The 19,196-nt window shown below is 40.6% G+C and carries 16 protein-coding genes and 1 pseudogene; 7 read left to right on the top strand and 10 right to left on the bottom strand.

Annotated features, from left to right (window positions below):
• Nucleotides 1-258 precede the first annotated feature (258 nt).
• From SINDD18_RS09115 to SINDD18_RS09090, 6 genes are all read left to right on the top strand, one after another.
• Complete coding sequence (locus tag SINDD18_RS09115; RefSeq protein WP_061863895.1) at nt 259-1,755, top strand: hypothetical protein; 1,497 nt, start codon at nt 259-261, stop codon at nt 1,753-1,755.
• 41 nt (nt 1,756-1,796) lie between these two features.
• Entirely contained in the window at nt 1,797-2,222 is a 426-nt protein-coding gene (locus SINDD18_RS09110) for a hypothetical protein (RefSeq protein ID WP_061863894.1), read from the top strand.
• A gap of 173 nt (nt 2,223-2,395) precedes the next feature.
• Nucleotides 2,396-2,722, top strand: coding sequence for a PadR family transcriptional regulator (locus SINDD18_RS09105; protein ID WP_006149048.1), 327 nt, complete (start codon nt 2,396-2,398; stop codon nt 2,720-2,722).
• Nucleotides 2,709-3,302: a DUF1700 domain-containing protein gene (locus SINDD18_RS09100; RefSeq protein ID WP_061863893.1), complete on the top strand. Its 594-nt coding sequence runs from the start codon at nt 2,709-2,711 to the stop codon at nt 3,300-3,302. The genes SINDD18_RS09105 and SINDD18_RS09100 overlap by 14 nt, the downstream gene beginning before the upstream one ends.
• Nucleotides 3,295-4,239 carry a DUF4097 family beta strand repeat-containing protein gene (locus SINDD18_RS09095; RefSeq protein ID WP_061863892.1) on the top strand — a complete coding sequence of 315 codons (945 nt, stop codon included), beginning with the start codon at nt 3,295-3,297 and terminating at the stop codon, nt 4,237-4,239. Before SINDD18_RS09100 ends, SINDD18_RS09095 begins: the two co-directional genes overlap by 8 nt.
• Before the next feature lie 50 nt (nt 4,240-4,289).
• Complete coding sequence (locus SINDD18_RS09090; RefSeq protein ID WP_061863891.1) at nt 4,290-5,303, top strand: DUF6574 domain-containing protein; 1,014 nt, start codon at nt 4,290-4,292, stop codon at nt 5,301-5,303.
• Between the two features lie 63 nt (nt 5,304-5,366).
• Here the strand turns inward: SINDD18_RS09090 and SINDD18_RS09085 are convergent, their stop codons facing one another.
• From SINDD18_RS09085 to SINDD18_RS09040, 10 genes are all read right to left on the bottom strand, one after another.
• Nucleotides 5,367-6,227, bottom strand: a complete 861-nt coding sequence (locus SINDD18_RS09085) for a DUF4299 family protein (RefSeq protein ID WP_061863890.1) — start codon at nt 6,225-6,227, stop codon at nt 5,367-5,369.
• A gap of 124 nt (nt 6,228-6,351) precedes the next feature.
• Entirely contained in the window at nt 6,352-7,338 is a 987-nt protein-coding gene (locus SINDD18_RS09080) for an oxygen-dependent tRNA uridine(34) hydroxylase TrhO (protein ID WP_061863889.1), read from the bottom strand.
• A gap of 131 nt (nt 7,339-7,469) precedes the next feature.
• Nucleotides 7,470-8,159 (bottom strand): CPBP family intramembrane glutamic endopeptidase, encoded by a 690-nt coding sequence (locus SINDD18_RS09075; RefSeq protein ID WP_061863888.1) that lies wholly within the window; start codon nt 8,157-8,159, stop codon nt 7,470-7,472.
• 158 nt (nt 8,160-8,317) lie between these two features.
• The gene (locus tag SINDD18_RS09070) at nt 8,318-9,805 is read right to left on the bottom strand and encodes an ABC transporter substrate-binding protein (RefSeq protein WP_061863887.1); all 1,488 of its coding nucleotides are present in this window, start codon (nt 9,803-9,805) and stop codon (nt 8,318-8,320) included.
• Nucleotides 9,806-9,914: 109 nt separating this feature from the next.
• Complete coding sequence (locus SINDD18_RS09065) at nt 9,915-10,835, bottom strand: carbohydrate ABC transporter permease (protein ID WP_006149055.1); 921 nt, start codon at nt 10,833-10,835, stop codon at nt 9,915-9,917.
• Nucleotides 10,836-10,848: 13 nt separating this feature from the next.
• Complete coding sequence (locus SINDD18_RS09060) at nt 10,849-11,778, bottom strand: ABC transporter permease (protein ID WP_001032156.1); 930 nt, start codon at nt 11,776-11,778, stop codon at nt 10,849-10,851.
• A gap of 205 nt (nt 11,779-11,983) precedes the next feature.
• A complete protein-coding gene (locus SINDD18_RS09055) occupies nt 11,984-13,864 on the bottom strand; it encodes a beta-N-acetylhexosaminidase (protein ID WP_061863886.1) in 1,881 nt (626 codons plus the stop codon).
• Nucleotides 13,858-14,727: an ROK family protein gene (locus SINDD18_RS09050; protein ID WP_061863885.1), complete on the bottom strand. Its 870-nt coding sequence runs from the start codon at nt 14,725-14,727 to the stop codon at nt 13,858-13,860. Before SINDD18_RS09050 ends, SINDD18_RS09055 begins: the two co-directional genes overlap by 7 nt.
• 84 nt (nt 14,728-14,811) lie before the next feature.
• Nucleotides 14,812-17,457 carry an alpha-mannosidase gene (locus tag SINDD18_RS09045; RefSeq protein ID WP_061863884.1) on the bottom strand — a complete coding sequence of 882 codons (2,646 nt, stop codon included), beginning with the start codon at nt 17,455-17,457 and terminating at the stop codon, nt 14,812-14,814.
• Nucleotides 17,458-17,533: 76 nt separating this feature from the next.
• The gene (locus SINDD18_RS09040) at nt 17,534-18,814 is read right to left on the bottom strand and encodes a glycoside hydrolase family 125 protein (protein ID WP_061863883.1); all 1,281 of its coding nucleotides are present in this window, start codon (nt 18,812-18,814) and stop codon (nt 17,534-17,536) included.
• A 172-nt stretch (nt 18,815-18,986) separates the two neighbouring features.
• Between SINDD18_RS09040 and SINDD18_RS09035 the strand changes: the two are divergent.
• Nucleotides 18,987-19,196: pseudogene (locus SINDD18_RS09035) on the top strand (GH92 family glycosyl hydrolase); the annotation flags it as partial.

Here is a 19,196-nt window from a genome sequence, read left to right as displayed (position 1 = left end):
TAAGGACGCAACTTCAATCATTAATCTGATAAAGCTAGAATATCTAACAATCAAACCTTCCAAGGAGGTTAACCTTTTGCATCATAAAATCCTTCAATTCCCAAAATTGAAGGATGGCTCAGTCATTGAGAAACCAGAAATCTATCTAAAATAAAACCTTAAAGAACTTTACTTGTTTTAACTCAATTACAAACAAGTATTTATTTAAAAGTCTAAAAAGACTATTGAAAATGTAGTAACATTTAATGAGAAATTTATATGCTAGCAAAAGCAGGCGACGTCTATTGTGTTTACAATTTCCATCTAAAAAAATACATAGCTTGCCAGATAACCAAAATCGAAGAGGGGGAGAAAAAGTCGCAGGCCGTCCTACTGTCATTAGACTGGTCAGGAGAACAACCTCTTAGAGAAGAAGAACTATCTTCTTTGAAGCCACTCTATATAGATTTTATGTACTGGGAAAGAAACTTACATCTTAGTAATGTTGATATTCATGTACCGTCAAATTATATTTTTATTGGTAATACAACACCATTAACAACTGAAAGCACCAATACTTATGCTATGTTTTGGGGAAATGGTTACGATATTTATAGGCAAGTGAAATGGCAAGAAATACCAAAAGAAAAAAGAGATTTATTTAAGAAAGCAGATAAAAGCAAGGAAAAAGTTTCATTTGCAGGAAATGAGTGCCGTATTTCTAAACACAATATCAATGACGAGTGGACGCCTTTTGAAGACGCATTAGAATTAAAGGTCTTTCCTTGTTTATCTAAATTGGCATTAACGAGATGGCACAAAAATTTATATGAATATTTACAGTCAACTCCTTTTATTACAGAACTAGTTCTTGAAAATCATGGACAAACAAAACTGGATTTTTCTAAGACATCCATACATCGGCTTTCCATTGATTTGACAGGCGTAGAGGAACTTAGACTGAACGATGATTTGGAGGAGCTAGTCTTATTAGGAGACATGAGCGACAATTGTCAGATACTTGTAAAGGACCATGGAGCCAGCTTACGATTACAACTTGATAGTTCTCTACCTAGGGTACTGGGATTAAAAGATTTAGGAGCCATCCATTGTTCGAACATCCTTGAAATAGACTTTGCACAAATCTTGAATAACTATCCAAGGCTTAGGGAATTGAGATTGTGGGGGAAACCTGGTCATATTCTTAATTTCCATAAATTATCAGAGTTCAAAGAGTTAGTCAATTTTTCAACCGTTGATTTGTTTGGCTTTACTGCAGAGGATATCCCAAAACCAGAAGATTTACCTCAATTAAGCATGTTTTGGATGAGTAGCTTACCAGAAGATGCAGCTAAAGTAGCCAAAAAATATTATAAAAAACTGCAGGACAAGGGACTGAATCTTTGGATAACAAAACCGAGGAAAGCTGAATGGCTAGCCCAAAACCTAGATAATCCATTTCGCTCATGGGATGGACAAGAAAATATTTCAACCGCAAATGCAAAAAAAGCAGCCTCTCTATATAGAAAGACTAGAGCAAGCCTTATAAAGCTTCTAGAAAACCCCAATGAGAACACTATGACAAACGTAGAAGTTCTCATAAGAGAATATACTCAAGGTTTCAATAAAATGGACAAACGTAACTGTTTTATTGAAACAATCGAGAGAGAGGATATCTATAGTGCCCTAGTTGAGATCTTAGATTTACTACCTGAAGATTTAGGGATGGACAAAGAAAAATTTATAGAAATCTTTGATGAGCTAAAAGATTTTTAAATGAGAAACCTTTCTAGTTCATTCTTGAAACGGAGATTATCATGACTAACTTTATACAGACTATCACAGTCGAAAATCGGCAGGTCGACAAAGAGAATTACTTTACAATTGGCTACTCTCCTGAGATAGAAAAATCTTTACTGTGTGTTTATATTTCTTGGATTGCTGGTTACGAACGCTATTACGAGTTAGATGACGGAGATTTGGCTCTCTTTGAAAGCAAACGAGAAGAATTTCTCAAAAAATATGACAAAGAAATCAAGGTTTATCGGACTGAAAGATTGATTGGTTCTGATGCCTTGAGGGATTACAATTTCAGTTCTTTGCCTGAAAATATCCTAGAAAACTTGGATAGCTATCCTCCATTTAATGGATATGTCTATCAAAACGGCATCCTCTGTGCTAGAATCAAGATTGAAGACAAGTATTTTTATCTTCCGCCCATTTATGATGAGGATTACAGATAAGCATTGCCTCAAAGTAATGCAAAACAGCCTCCAATCTTCTAGTTTTTGCTAGAAGATTTTTTATATATAAAAATTTTACACATATTACTTGACAGGGCTTACAAATAGATGTATGATGTATGTGTAGAATAATTATATATAAAATTTTTACATACTAAAAAAGGAGGTGCCCCATGTATTTCCCAACATCAGCGGCCTTGATTGAATTTCTCATCTTGGCCATCCTAGAACAAGGGGATTCCTATGGTTATGAGATTAGCCAAACCATTAAACTCATTGCCAAAATCAAGGAATCTACCCTCTACCCCATCTTGAAAAAACTGGATACCAACCGCTATCTGACTACATACTCTCGCGAATACCAAGGTCGGATGCGGAAATACTACTCCTTAACAGAGATTGGGGAGGAGCAACTATTTGTACTCAGAGAAGAGTGGACACTCTACACTGACACTATCAACGGCATCATAGAAGGGAGCATTCGCCATGACAAGAACTGAATATTTGAATCAGCTTGAAGCCTATCTGATGAAGCTTCCTCAATCTGATCGCATCGAAGCCATGGACTACTTCAAAGAACTCTTTGATGATGCTGGTCCAGAAGGTGAGGAAGAACTCATAGCTAGCCTGGGAAGTCCAAAAGAGGCTGCCCATGACATCCTGACTACACTTCTTGATAAAAAAATCAACGAAGAAAATTCCAATAAGAACAACCGTCAGGTTTTACAAATCGCAATCCTCGCACTTCTGGCTGCACCTATTGGGATTCCAGTCGGGATTGGTCTTCTCATGGCTATCATCGGGATTTTTATCGCTACGGTTAGTGTACTTTTAGCCTTCTTTGCTGTATCAGCTGCTGGACTAATCCTAGGAGGCGTTCTCCTATTTGAAAGCTTCTACGTTCTGGCTGAATCGACATCTGCTTTTATGCTAATTTTTGGTGGAGGTTTGCTAGCTATTGGAGCTTCATCTTTAGTTCTGCTGGCAACGTCCTATGTAACACGTTTCTTTGGATTACTAATCCTTCGACTTATTCAGTGGATTCTTAATAGAGGAAAGAGAGGTGAAAGTCATGCGTAAATTAACAAAAGGATTTCTTATCTTTGGTGTTGTTACTAGTATCATCGGTTTTGCCATGATGATCATCGGCATCCAAACAGACGGTATCAGAGGCCTCCTTGCAATGTCACAAAAACCAGTTTTTGAGAGCCGAATGGAAGAGCTCGTTTTTGATCAAGATATTGAAAATCTTCACATGTCACTGACAGAACATTCGTTGGTCATTAGAGAATCTAGCGATGACAAGATTCACCTTCAGTATCACCCGACCATCTCTGAAAAAGAAAACCTCCAGCATTCTATCAAAGAAAAAACTCTTGAGATTTCTGACACCAAGTCAACGACACGTCGTTCTGTAGGTTCTAGTATCGAGGGAATCCTATTTATCGCAAGTGAATTCTCAAGTCGCAATAATGAAGTCGTTCTATCACTACCAAAAGGAAGAGAATTAAAAGATCTAACCGCCCAGGTCGACCACGGTGTCCTTTCGATTGCCGATGTAAAAGTCAGCAATGCCAAGATCCAGTCAAATGGCTATCTTCTTCGTATCACTAATAGCGAGATAAAAAATAGCCAACTGACCACAGCTGGAATCGTCAATGTATTTGGAACCAGTCTAACAGATAGCCGTATCCAAACAGAACATGAACATATCTCTGCTGACGACATCCAAGTGCACGGTAAGGTAGAATTCGAGGCAAGAAAAGATATCTCACTCGAGTTATCTCAAAAGGAACTTGATCGAATCAATGTTGAGTTTTCTGCTGAACATGGTGATATCTATCGTTGGCATCGAGACAGACGTGACATACCTACGGGAGGTAGTAAAGGTGAAGCATTAGCGAACCCTTACAAAACAGAAAAAAAAGATACGCAAGATCTCCTCGTCGCAAAGGCAGGTCAAGATATCAACATTCCAGACGAACCGGATCGCTCACCCAATTCGAGAGATCATTAATAATAGTTAATCATTACTACTCAAACAAGAAATAAAAAGGAGGTCCCATCATGACTCAAGAATGGTTCGAAAGTGCTGATTTCGAGAAAACAGCCAACAATGAGAAAAAAGAACATCCATCTGACCCAGTCATTCCCCAAGAAGAGTTAAAAGAAAAAGAAGAGTTGCCAGTGGTTGAAGAAAGTCTTCAAGTCAATCCTGAAGAACAAGAAGCTGACCTAGAAAAAGTAGAGAATGACGAACACGCAGAACTCGTGGAAAATACAGAAAAGATAGACAAGTCAGAAGAACCTGTAGAGACTGAAGAACAAGAAGAACTGGCAACAAAGACAGACCAAGCAGAAAAACCAGTTAAGGAAGCACCTCAGCCTAGCAAATCTTTGGAAAGTCCATTTGTCCCAGACCCTGTTCCTACAAAAACTGCAATTTTTAGGGAAGAAATGGCTGAATTTTGGACTTGGTTACAGGGTGCTATTAAAGAACCGACCTCTAGTGTTTACACAGATAAAAAACACAGTTATACCGCCTTTGCGCTCCTATCTATCTTTTCTGCTACGAGTTTCTTCTTTAGCATCTATCACATCAAGCAAGCCTACTACGGCCATATGGCAGCCATCGACTCTAAAGCTCTCCAGCATTTCCCTTCACTGAATCTCTTTTCTATCTTCTCTATCTTGGTAGCTACAAGTCTCTTCTTCTTTTCAATCCTCATGGGTGGATTTGTAGTCAAACGCTTTGTCGACCAAGACCGTAACTGGACACTGGAAAAAGCCTTGCAAGAGTATAGCAGACTCTTCGCCCTTCCTATCCTGCTCACGGGTATTGCGAGTTTCTTTGCCTTCTTTAATAGTCTACGTTTTGCAGCTCTTCTTTGCCTCATTAGCATTGGTATGGCACTTCTTGCCAACCTCTATACCATCTCAAGACCAAGTAAAGATAGCCAAACCGACTCCTTCTATCGCCTTCTCTTGGCCTTCCTAGTCAACGGAAGCATCCTATTTCTCTTTTTCCTAGCAGAAATGGCACTGGTTTTTGATTATCTCCGAATCCTAGCTTTTATGTAAGATAAAATCCTGTCAGCTCTTGACAGGATTTTTTGTACACAAAAACAAGCCGAACGGCTTGTTTTATTTTTCAGTTGCTAATGCTTCAAAATCTTCCCCTAAAACAGGTCCTACCACTATTTGGTTGGCATCCAAATCCTGACAAAGTTCCTTTGGAAGAGCTTCTAATAATCTTGCATAATCTAGTCTGGCTACTGCTTCATAGTCTTCAGGTTTAGAACCATCTCCAGATATTTTCACCAAGTCAATCTCCCAGATAAGGTTCTTACCAGCCAACTGCTCAATGTAAGGAGCAGGAACAACAGGCCCTTTCGGCAAAACAGTCTTAACTCCCTGGGCTAGATGGTAGATGCCATGAACTTTACCCTCACCATCTGGATAAAATTTAGCGCTGGAAGGATAAGCATCTGACCCTTGAACTCTCTTAACTAGCTCTTCAAAACGTGCCAAGCCATCTTCTTCCAAGAAACCTTCCAAATCCTTCTTATCAAAGTAAATAGTTGATAGAATTCCTTGGCAAAAGGCCAAACGAGCATCCTTATCCGCTAGATAGTTCTTAACCGTTTCTTGGAAATAGTTTTCCAAATCAAAGTCTGCCAAGCCTTCAACCGCTTCACCAACCTTGCTAGACAAAGCCCGCAAGAGCCCTTCTACAATCTCCCAGTCAGCTCTTGTAATCAGGTCAGGAATGATCACTTGATAGCCTTTTTGAGCATCTGCATAACGAACTTTAAAGAGAAATTGAGACTTGCCTACGATTCCACACTCGATATACTCAAGGCGATTGAGGGGTTGACGGAGGTAGACAGCATCATAACTATGTGACTCTAAGCCATCTACCAAGGCCAAGACTGACTTAGCTGTAAGAATCTCCTGTTGTCCTAAAATACTTTGTTTATTGGGAATAAAAAATGTTTTCACCATAAATGGTCTCCTTTGAAATCGTTTACATATAGTATACACCATTTTCCTGAAAGATGCAGAAACAAATTTAAGATTTTTTAGTCAAAAGCATAGAAAAACAGCCCTTTAGGACTGTTAATGTTTATTATACAACTTCAGAATGATCTAGGCTCTCACCAATTTCTGCTAGACGCTCGATGACTTGATCTTGTGTCAATTCATGTTCTAAAACATAGCGATTACGTGGGTGAACACGACACTCGTGTGAGCAACCACGAAGATATTTGTCTTCGTTGTCTTCTGATGCCAAGATACGGCGGTTACAGAATGGATTTCCACAGTTGACATAGCGTTCACATGGTGTTCCATCAAACCAATCTTTCCCTACAATGGTTGGATTGACATGGTTGACATCGACTGCAATACGTTCGTCAAAGACATACATTTTCCCATCCCAAAGTTCCCCTTGAACTTCTGGATCTTTCCCGTAAGTCGCAATTCCTCCATGCAATTGACCGACATCTTTATAACCTTCACGTACCATCCAACCTGAGAATTTCTCACAGCGGACTCCACCAGTACAGTAAACTACGACGCGCTTGTCCATGAATTTTTCCTTGTTATCACGAACCCATTGTGGTAATTCACGGAAGTTGCGGATGTCTGGACGGATAGCTCCGCGGAAGTGACCAAGATCGTACTCGTAATCGTTACGTGTGTCAAGGACAACAGTATCTTCGTCAAGAAGGGCTTCTTTGAATTCTTTTGGTGACAAGTAAGCACCTGTTGTTTCAAGAGGATTGATGTCGTTATCAAAGTTCTCATCCTCTAAACCAAGGTGAACGATTTCCTTTTTGTAGCGAACGAACATCTTCTTGAAGGCTTGCTCACTTTCTTCGTCAATCTTGAACCAGAGGTCTTCCATCCCTGGAAGGCTGTGAACGTAGTCCATGTATTTTTGCGTTGTTTCGTAGTCACCAGAAACGGTTCCGTTGATCCCTTCATCAGCGACTAGGATACGACCTTTGAGGCCGATTGATTTACAGAAAGCCAAGTGGTCTGCAGCAAATTGCTCTGCATTTTCAATTGGAGTATAAAGGTAGTATAGTAAGACACGAATATCTTTTGACATAAGATTGATTCTCTTTTCTAAGATTAAATTATCAGAATTTTTCATTCAACTATACCAGTATACTCCCCCAAGAAAGCGAATGCAATTTATTTGACTGAAAATTGAAAACAAGACCATTTTCAGATCTTGTTTCAACTAAATATTCGGTGAAGAAAAGTTAACAAAAATGGTAAGGTTGCGACAATATTATTAATCACATGGACTGCATAGCTAGGATAGATACTCTTGGTATAACGAGTTAATCCAGCACAACATACTCCAAATGTCGAAAAAACAAGAATATCTAAGAAATTTGGAAAGCTAGAAAAGTGAGGAAGAGCAAACAAAACCGAAGGAAGAATCAGGTCAAGTCCAAGCTTCGAATCTTTAAAGAAGGCGTGTTGGAACAAACCCCTATAAATCAACTCTTCCATCAGAGGACCTAGGAAAAATAAGGTCAGGTAGAGACCCAACTCAGCAAAATTTGTCCCACTATAGCCGATTAGTACAGCCCAGCCTTCAAAGGTTGACTGTACATGTCTTGCCGTTTGAAAATTAAAAGATATGCAAAGTACAGTTACGAAAACCGTCAAAACTGTATACCATAGCCATTTTTTCTTTGGAATAACAAAACGATATCCATGGCCTGCCTTGGTTAAAATCCAAATCATGAGGCCAATAAAGACAAGACTGACAAGGTTTCGGATCCAGAAAAAATTCCCAATCTGAGAAGAAAATTGCCAGTAATTTTGGACCACAAGTGTTAGCTGAGAGAGTCCATATATGAAAAATAAGTAAGATAAGATTGCACTGATTTTAAAGAGTAGATGGTATTTTTTCATGTGTCTGCGTCCAATGTTATATGTAAGAGCAAATATCTAGATAGAAATACAGATAATTATATGCACTTACCCTAAAAAGAATCACCACCCCGTCTGGAAATATCCAGACAAGGCAGTGATCGCTCTTTTTAGGAATGAATACACGAAATCAATCTATCTTAAGATTTTTTGTTTTTCAAGAATTCGTCGTATTGTTTTTGCATTTCATCCAATACTTTTTGGTAAGCACCTTCAGATTTAAGTTTTTCCATCAATTCTGGAATAGCTTTTTCTGGGTCTACAGTACCAGTGTTGATAGCTGTATCGAATTGTTGCATAGTGTTAGTAATAGCTGAGATTTCAGATTTCACGTTGTCAGTGTTGAAGATGAATCCAAGCGCTGGAGATTCTTTTGCAGTTTCCAAGTCTTTCTTAGATTGTGCAATTTGTTCATCTGTAACATTTTCGTTGATGTAAAGGATCCAGTTGTTACCAGTGTTCCATCCTGACATGTGAGTGTTTCCTTTGTATCCGTCAAGGACTTTAACACGGTTTTCTTTACCTGCAACTTTTTCCCAGTTCTTGCCTTCTGGTCCATAAACAAGCCCGTTCAAGAGTTCTGGGTTAGTGTTCAAGAGGTTCAACACTTCCATTGCTTTTTCTTTGTTCTTAGAGTTGTTTGAGATTACAAAGTTTGCAACTTGAGTTGTTTGGTTTTTCTTGATGAAGTTAGTAAATGGTTTGATTTGGATGTCTCTGTTAGCAACACGAGAAAGCAAGCTGCTACCGTAGTCAGCTGGTCCTACTGTTTCTTCACGAACAAGCCAAGTATCTTGAGTAAGGTCATATGAAGTTTCACTTGTTGCTACGTCTTTTGGAATGTATCCTGCTTCATAGTATTTGTGAAGAGTCTTCAAGTGTTCTACGAAACGAGGAACTTCGTAACGGTTTACGATCTTAGTAGTGTCACCTTCAAGGTCGATAACGAATGGAAGACCATTTGCAACTGGGTAGTCAAAGTTTTCTGATGGGATAAAGTTTTTACCAACAGCGAATGGCATTACGTCTGGAGCTTTTTCTTTGATTTGTTTCAATACTGGTTCAAGTGTTTCATATGAAGTTACACCTGAGATATCAATTCCATATTTTTCAAGAAGTGGGCCGTTGAAAGCAAAGTTTTGTGAAGATGCAACGTTAGCTGCAACTGGAACAGAATAAATCTTACCGTTTATAGTGTTACCTTTGATGTAAGCTGGGTCAAGCGCTTTGTAAAGCTCAGCACCTTCTTTCTTGTACAATTCTGTCAAGTCAGCATAAGCACCTTTTTGAGCGTTTACGACATAGTTATCTGCAAAGGCGATATCATAGTTTTCACCTGATGAAGTAATAACTGACATTTTCTTGCTGTAGTCACCCCAACCAAGGTATTGGATATCCAATTTAGCGCCAACCTTTTCTCCGATGATTTTGTTTGCATTTTCTAGCAATTCATCCAAGTTATCTGGTTTGTCACCGATTTGGTACATTTTGATAACAGTTGTATCACCTGATGATGATGATTCAGCAGCTTTTTGGTTGTTTCCTTTAAGGTTTCCACAAGCTGCAAGGCTAGCAGCTAAAGCGACAAGGCTAGCAGATGCAAAAGCATATTTTTTCCAGTTTTTCATTATAAAAACTCCTTTTTTTATTTTTAAAGTTATTAACAAAATTAGATTCTTAATTTTCCTTTGCCAGAAAAATCAGAGTTAGAAAAGAAACATTGTTTCTTAAATATCCTTACTCTTTAACACCACCGATAGTCAAACCTTTTACAAAGTAGCGTTGGAAGAATGGGTAGAGGATCGCAATCGGAACAGTCGCAACAACGACCATGGCCATACGACCTGTTTCTTTTGGTAGGGCAACCGCAAGTTGTCCTGACATACCAACTGACTTAGCAATGTAATCCATGTTGTTCTGGATTTGCATGAGCAAATATTGCAACGGATACAAGTTATCACTCTTGATGTAAAGAAGGGCGTTAAACCAGTCATTCCAGAAGCCAAGCGCTGTCAATAGTGTAATCGTTGCGATACCTGGTAGTGACAGTGGCAAACAGATTTGGAAGAAGATACGAGCTTCACTAGCTCCATCGATACGAGCTGATTCGAGGATTGCTTCTGGGATGGTTTTCTTGAAGAAAGAACGCATCAACATGATGTTGAATGGTGATAGAAGCATTGGAACAATCAAGGCCCAAATGGTATCACCAAGGTGAAGCAATTGTGTCACTACGATATAGCCTGGTACCAAACCAGCGTTGAACAACATACTAAGAAGAGCGAAGATTGTAAAGAATTTACGATACTTAAATGTTGAACGTGAGATGGCATAAGCGTAAGTTGTCGTGATAAAGACGTTTGTCAATGTACCGACAACTGTCACAAACACTGAGATAAAGAGCGCTTGTAAAATCTTATCTTTGAACTGAGCCAAAAACTCAAAACCATCTAATCCAAACTGTGATGGGAAGAAGCTATATCCATATTGAACGATACTCTTCTCATCTGTAACTGAGATAATGATTACAAAGATGAAAGGCAAGATACAAGAGAAGGCCAGCAAACCAGAAATGATACTAAAGAAGATATCTGCTTTCTTGCTGAAGGAGTGTATGCCAACATTATCAATTTTTTCTTTTTGAATTTTTTTTGCCATATGCTCCTCCTTTCTAGAATAGTGCTGAGTTAGGATCAACACGTCTTGCAAGTAAGTTTGATAGAATAACCAGAATCAAACCAACGACTGACTGATAGAGACCGGCTGCTGATGCCATACCGATATCTGCTGTCTGAGTCAAACCGTTAAAGACGTAGACGTCCAATACGTTTGTTACGCTATAGAGCTGACCAGCATTGTGAGGGATTTGGTAGAAGAGACCGAAGTCTGCACGGAAGATGTTTCCGACTGCAAGGATGGTCAATACTGTCACAAGTGGTGTTAACTGAGGGATGGTTACGTTGCGGATACGTTGCCATTTGCTAGCACCGTCCACTGTCGCTGCTTCGTAGTAGGTTGGATCAATACCCATGATTGTTGCATAGTACATAACACTACTGTATCCAAAGCCTTTCCAAATTCCTAGGAAGAGGAGAAGATAAGGCCAGATACTGATGTCAGCGTAGAAGTTAATTCCCTTCATACCAAGAGCTTCTAAGGTGTGATTGATAAGCCCTTTATCGATATTTAGGAAAGCATCTGTAAAGAAACTGATGATAACCCAAGATAGGAAGTAAGGGAATAACATAGAAGTTTGGTAGATTTTAACCATTTGCTTAGAGCGAAGTTCACTAAGGATAATGGCAATCCCAACCGATACGATCAAACCAATAAAGATGAATCCAAGGTTGTAAAGGACAGTGTTTCGAGTGATGACAAAGGCATCTTTTGAACTAAATAAGAATCTGAAGTTATCTAGTCCAACCCATTTACTATTTATAATACTGTGAACGAATCCTTCACCAGTCATATGGTAGTCTTTGAAGGCAACCACATTTCCAAATACTGGGATGTAGAAGAATAAGATCAACCAAAGTGTCCCTGGTAAAACCATTAAGAGAAATATCCAATTATCTCTCAAAGTTTTTGAAAACTTGTTCATAATTTCCTCCCTTTTTATTTTTCTAAAACTTGATAATCTCACAATTTTTAGACTTGATAACGTTTACAAAAATAGTATACTCCTATTTTAAGGATAGTTTAAACTACTAATTATAGAAAAAACTCCACAAATTATTTTATGTGGAGAACTTTTTTATAATAAGAAGTGTGTTTCACGAGAAACTTTCTTCCTGAATAGAGTTTTTCTAGGTCGTATAAATGGTCGAAGCTGTCGCAATGGTATGCCATTGGTTGGCTGTTGTAGCTACGAAGTCCTTGTCTGCGTAGAAGTCAGTAAATGGAAGAATCTCTACTTCTAGTTCGTCAATACGAGAGATAGAACCAGCTAGATAATCTTCGATACGGCTTTCTGCTCGCTTAATGCGTTGCAAGAGCCCACCCATGCGGATATCGACCGTATCCAAACCAAAGACCTTGTTTTCTTTCAACCATTGGTGGCTAAAGAGCTTGTGGAAGTTTTCAATCTCACTTCTGAGTTTTGGCAGTTCTTCTCTAGCGATTTGTTGCAAGCTGTCTTTATCATCCTCTTGATAAGCCTCACGAATGCGTCGTCCCACATCAACCTTGCCACTTAAAATAGCATTCAACTGGGCCTGAGTCTCAAAGAGATAGGCATAGTTCCCAGCTTTCTCTTTAATGTCAGAGAGAGTTTTAGCTGCTTGGGCAAAGTGAGGCTTGTCCTGTTCAGGAGTCATGTGCTTATCAAGAATTGGACAGAGAACATCCTGATAAAAGACGTAGCGGTTGGGATTGATACCACTGAGATTATCTGGTAGGTCTGGTAAAAGATTGGCCAAATCAAGCTGCATAAAGTCCTCAACCGATAGACCTGTATTGGTCTTGAAATGAGCAGACAAACGCTCTAAATCATTTCGGTAGCTGAGTTCTGCCCAAATTTGCAAACTTGGTAGGACAGAGAACTGGGCTGTTTCACCACCATTGTCTCCCCATCCAGTCACAATGACTTCTTTGATCTGATTGGCACGGCAGGCTTTGTTTGCTTCGATAGCGATGAGACGACTGAAATGGTTGTGTGGTGTGAAACCAATCCACTTCCAAGCACCACCTGCAAAGGCGATATCCTGGCTAATCTTGTGGTGATTCCGGAAGTTGCGGTTGTATTTTTCTTCGCTATCCTGATAATAATCCCAATAAACCAAGGTGACACGGTCTTTGAGACGATCTAGGTAAACACGCGTTTCCTCTGGAATTTCCACCTCACGGTCGTACTGGCCGTCTGCTGACATGAGCTTGAAGAACATGTCGCTCCACATCTGGCAGTGGAAGCCATACTTGTCTGCGATATCCAGCACGCGCTCCAAGTGTTGACACATGAGGAGACTCCGATCCACCACACCGTTCAGGATAAGATAACGCCCTAAACCAACCAAGTGAGCTTCGTCCATGCCGATATTGACCTTGCGAGTTTGTAGCTTAGACAAAGTAGCAAACATGCCGTCGATTAGGTCGTAAACTTTTTCTTCGCCGATGAGGAGAATGTCCTCTACATCACGGAGTTCTTGCACTTCTTTGACACCCCATTTGACAAAGGCTGACAAGTGGGCCAAGGTCTGAATACAAGGTACAAAATTCATGTCAAACTGCTGGGCGTAGGCTTCAATTTCTTGTAATTCTTCAGCTGAATAAGCCCCGCGGAAATAACCAAAATAGGGTTGCCCTTCAATCTGATAGGTGTCTTCCATGTAGAGCTCAAAGGTTGAATAACCCATGAGAGCCAAGACTTCAATCATCTGTTTGGCTGATGCAACATTTAGAACCGCATTACGGGAACAATCCGCCATGTAGGCTAAATCTTCATAAGCCGCTTGCTCCTCAATCTCCACCTTATCACCTTCTGCTAATGCTGTTGCGAGAACCGATAAGGCACGGTAAAGCTGATGAGGTTTGCGATAAGTCAATTGATAGTTTCCGCCCTCACCCTTGATAGAAATAGAAGATTGATCAGACTGGGTGACTGCCACTTCTACATCTGATAGAGAAATGTGATTTTTTAATGCTTCAACAGCTTGGGCTTGTTTGGGACTAAGTCCTATAAATCTTACCATTGGTTTTCCTCCTGTAACCAGTTGACAAGGGCACCGTAGAGATTGGCATCTGCCTGATAGGTGCAGGCTTGGATGACTGGCGCAATTGTATACTCTTCATATCTTTCCACAAAGACGTCTACCGCTTTTTGCACCCCTTTGATAAAATCTGGGTTCTGACTGATAGAGCCACCTAGGCTAATGACATCTGGATCAATCAGATACTGGATATTGAGTAGTCCTTGAGCTAGATTACGATTCATGCGCTCAATAGCTTCTTGACAAAGGGCATTGCCTGCTACAGCCTCTTGATAAACCTTACGGCCATCCCAGTCTGACTGACCTGATTTTTCAATCACATAACGAACCATATTTCCTGTAGAAGCTAGTTGTGACCAGTTATTGAGTTTTTCTGCTGGTTCGATGGTTGTCATGTAGCCAAACTCACCGCCCAAGCCATGACGACCTCGGTGAAGCTTTCCATTGATAATCATGGCTCCACCAATCCCTGTACCAATCACAACACAGGCTGCATTTTCAATCTCAGGATGAGCTAGCAGTTCACTAAGTCCAACACAGTTGGCATCATTTTCTAGATGGACAGGGAGTTGGTGATGAGAAAGGGCCTGGTACCAAGAAAAACCATGAATATAAGGAATGGCACTAATTCCCTCGATCACTCCTGTTTCTTGATTGACCGCTCCTGGAACACTCATAGCAATCCCACGATAGTCCTGTTCTGACAAGCGTTGGTCCAACCAAGCCAATAAATCTTCTAGAGTTTCTGGAGTTGGGGTGCTGGTCTTATCTAAAATCTTTCCATCAGGAGTTAGACTAGCAAACTTAATGCCAGTCCCTCCGATATCAATTGTTGCAATGGTCATTGCTTTCACCTGTAAAAAGGAGCGAGTCAGTAGTTGGTTCTTACTTTTTCGCTCCTCCTTTCTGTTTATGTTTTCTTTTTGAAATTAAATTTCTTCTTTTTGAATGAATTCTGTACGAATTTCCTGTGGTGCCAATAGTCCTGAATGGACTGGGTATGGGCGTTCCAACAAGTCAAGAATGGTTTGTTGTTTTTCAGACACACGGATATTTTCTTGACTCATGTTGTAGTAACGAAGGACATAACCTTCTTCATTCTCAGCCACCTTAAAGGCTGTTGGGCAGACTTGTGGCAAACTGAGTGCCGGATTGTTAAAGAGGCTACCCGTTGCTGCAACGCTACCCTCTTGTTTTGCAACTTGAAGAGCTGTAAATGGCACCTGAAAGGCTTTGGCACGACGGAAAGCTGAGAAGCGTTCCCCTGCTTGGTGACATTCTACTGCAAATTCAACTTCGATATCACGCAAGCACTGAGCTTCCGGCGTTGGGAAGTAACCCCAGTCACCAAGTTCGCCTGAAGCACGAAGAAGGGTTACAGCCATGGTGTCATCTCCAAGGATTTCATACTCGTGCAATCCTTTATTAGATACTGTCACTCCTTTTACATCATCATACAAGCTGACAAAAGCTTGTTGGTGTTGTGGATTTTCAGGATTTTCCCAAGAAGCTGCTGGTTTATTTGGTCTTGTCACAACTTCATAGATGCTTTCAGAAGCATTGCTTGGACGAGTATTATGAGTTTTCACCAAGAGACGGATGCGGTGATCCTTGGCTGTGTTAGTAAAGCGAGTCTTGAAGCGAATCTGTGGATTGTCCACAAAGACGGTCATCTCCGTTTCAAGAGGAATGGTTGTCAACTCTTCTGAACGACCTGCATCCCGTTTCATGAACTCGATGATACCTCTTTGTTCCGCATCCAATTTTTCATCTGCACTAACTGGAATAGTCAAGTCATGTTTGAGCAAGATTTTGGCATAGCGAGCATTGTTTTCTAAGACTTCATAACCTTTCAGTTGAGCATAAATTGGCTCAGTTCCTTTCGGCTGGAAGTAAATGTACTCGTTACCAATATCTCCACGGTCCTCGAATTGGATGAAATCTTCGTAGGCTTCGTTTGTTGTCTTGTCATAGACTGTGATTCCTTCATCTACACTGACAGTTACGAATGGTGTATCAATGACTCCATTTTGATAAATACCATCTCGGTAATCTACTTGACCTTCAACCAATTGGAAACTTGCCCAAGAAAGAGGAGCAAGGTGAACTGGGATTGTCACGCGCACTTGGCGAGCAATATAGGGTTGGCGGAATTTATCCTTAGGCAAAGTATAGCCAAAACTTGCTCCCAAGTCTTCAATCTTGGCTTCAAGGACATGGCCATCCAAATCTTCAACATGGTAGGTTGGTAAGGTCACGGCTGCCATCTTCTTGTAACCTTCAGTCGGATGCAATTCTTTAAAATCACAAGTCACAACATCCACTACAACACTAACTGTATCAACCTTGTCATGTAAAGCTGTGTTGACAACGGTAAAGAGGTGGTCGCTTTGCGCATTTTGAGTAGCTAGCTTGCTCTTCCACTCGTTGAGAAGGTTAGTCTTAACAAAATTCCCGACTTGATTAACCTTTGCAAAACGAGTTTCCATTTCACGGTGAACTTCATCAATACTACAACCACAGATACTATCGTGCGGTGCATTTTGCAGAAGTACTTTCCAAGCATAGGTCAATTGGTCCTTGTGGTTATGACCGCCAGTAAGAATCGTTAATGGTTCCACGACCTGCTCTAACAAGTTGCTATTCTCTTGAAAGGCTTGTTTGAGGTAAACGCGTGAAGAAGAAGTATTGGCAAGAGTATACCAACCATCCGTTTCCTGACTGGTTAACTCACCTGTCACCGTTGATAGGTGTTCAGGAAGGGCACTTTCCAGTGCTTGAACATATTCATCAAAAGAACTGTGAATAAAGGTCACGTCTGGGAAGAGTTCATTTGCCACACGAATCGCTTCACTAATATTTCTCTGTACAGGCTGGTGGTCACAACCGTTCATCATCAACCATTGATTGGTCGAAGCGTAGGCACGCACATCTGCTAATTTTTGCTTCCAGAAAACCAAGGCCTCATCTTTATCCACTGGAATTTCATTCCCGTTACTGTACCAGTTAGCAAAGAGAATACCGAGTACACGGCTACCATCAGCACCTTGCCAGTACATCTCAGAAAATTGAGAGGTAAACTGTTCATCTTCAAGGACTTGATTGTCAAATCCGATTGGCTTGACACCGCGACCAAAGGCTGCTACGTGAATACCTGATTTTTGAAGGATTTGAGGAGCCTGCCCCATATTTCCAAAAGTATCTGGGAAATAACCAATTTGAGTAGATTTGCCCCATTTGGCACATTCCGCTTGTCCAATCAAGGTATTGCGGACATTAGCTTCACTGGAAATCAAGTAATCATCCTGCAAGATATAGAAAGGCCCAATCTTCAATTTGCCTTCGTCGATATAACGCTGCACCTTGTCACGGTTTTCAGGGCGAATTTCTAAATAGTCATCGAGGACAATGGTTTGTCCATCTAGGTGGAAGCTCTTGAACTCAGGATCATTTTCAAAAAGATCAAACAGATTGTCAAAAAGTTCCACCAATTGCATACGGTGACTTTCAAAAGGTAGATACCACTCACGATCCCAGTGACTGTGAGAGATGATATGTACAACAACATTTTCCATGAGTAAAACCTCATTCTAACTTAAATTTAAAAATATATTTGTGATTCTTTGCAAGAACCTATTGAGCTAAGGCTCATTAGCGAATATCTAGGTAATCCAAGACCAATTCGCAGAACATCATGTTGGCCCATGAGAACCATTCACGAGAGTAGAGAGTCGGATCATCTACGTGGAAGCTTTCGTGCATAACACCTGTTCCGCCATCACATGCAACTAGTTGGTCTAGCAAGTATTTTTTCTCAGCTTTATCTGTAGCTGTTAAGCCTTGAATTGATAGGGCAATCGGCCAGATATAACGATAGAAGGTATGAGAGCTTCCGAGACCGCTAGCGTATTCACCTTGGTAGAAGTAGGGATTTTCAGGGCTGAGAATGGTGCGACGAGTTGCTTGATACACTTCGTCATTGACATCACAGTAACCAAGATATGGAGCAGCTAACAAACTTGGTACGTTAGGGTCATCCATGATGCTAGCATTTCCTAGACCATCCACTTCAAAGGCATAGATCTTCTCGCCCTTGCTGTTAGTGGTGTAGGCATAATTTTCGATCCCTTCTTGGATTTCAGCTTGCAGGCGTTTTGCATCTGCAATGATGCTTTCATTATCAGCTAGATTCAATTCTGCAAAGATTTCTTGGACATAACCCAAAACAACCACCGCAAACATATTTGATGGAATCAAGTAGCTGTACTGACAGCAGTCATCACTTGGACGGAAGGCTGACCAGGTCATTCCTGTCACGGCAAAGTCAGGACCAAAGCCGTCATTTACCAAGGTGTCTTCCTTACGATCGGTATCACGGACGAAACGGTATGGTGAGTTCTTGTGGTCTTGTTCCACCGTCCAGAGATGGAGAATCTCCTTGGTCGCTGTAACAAAAGTCTCATCAAACTGACTAGTCTCGCCAGTTTCTTTCCAAAGGAGATAAGCCAACTGTAATGGGTAGCAAAGCGAATCCACTTCATACTTACGTTCCCAAATCCAGCCATTGAGATCTGTATGGTCGGTCTCGTGGTGACCCTTCCAGTTCTCCTCAATATTGAAAGAGTTGGCATAGGGATCCTTGAGAATCAAAGTCATCTGGCGTTTAACCAAACCAGCAATGGTCTGGCGCAAACGAGGATCTCTTTTTGCCACATGAAGGTATGGTCTAAGCTGAGCAGTCGAGTCCCGAAGCCACATAGCTGGGATATCCCCAGTTAGCACAAAGGTCGAGCCGTCTTCTAAAATTTCAACTGTATTGTCTAAAGTGTCTGTATAGCAACGCTCAAAGACATCCACCCATTCAGGATGTTCTTTGGCACTCTCCGCTACCTCATCTAGCCACTCTCTGACAATTTCTTTTGAATAAACCATAAACTATTTTGCCTCTTTCAAACAAATTTTCATTTTCAGTATATAGCTTTTAGCCCAGAAAATATATACACAAATGTTAGTCATTATTCTACAAAATTGTTATATTTTGAAGTCATTTTCTAAAAGTATCCTTTTTCTGATATAATGTAGAAAACTACTGAAGGAAATCGCTATGAAACCTATACTTGAAACCATTGATACCCGCTTTGGCACCGCGAGCAAGCATGCCTTTTCTCGGGGAAATACACTACCTTACGCTGGAGTGCCTTTTGGGATGAATTACTTTGTTTCACAAACTAGTGACCAGGAAGGGTCTTGGTTTTTTGATCCCCATCTTCCTATCTTTCAGGGTATTCGACTAACCCATCAGCCTAGCCCTTGG

This window comes from Streptococcus infantis (genome assembly GCF_001579645.1).
Classification (GTDB): Bacteria; Bacillota; Bacilli; order Lactobacillales; family Streptococcaceae; genus Streptococcus; species Streptococcus infantis_E.
This window is presented reverse-complemented; position numbering and strand designations above follow the sequence as displayed.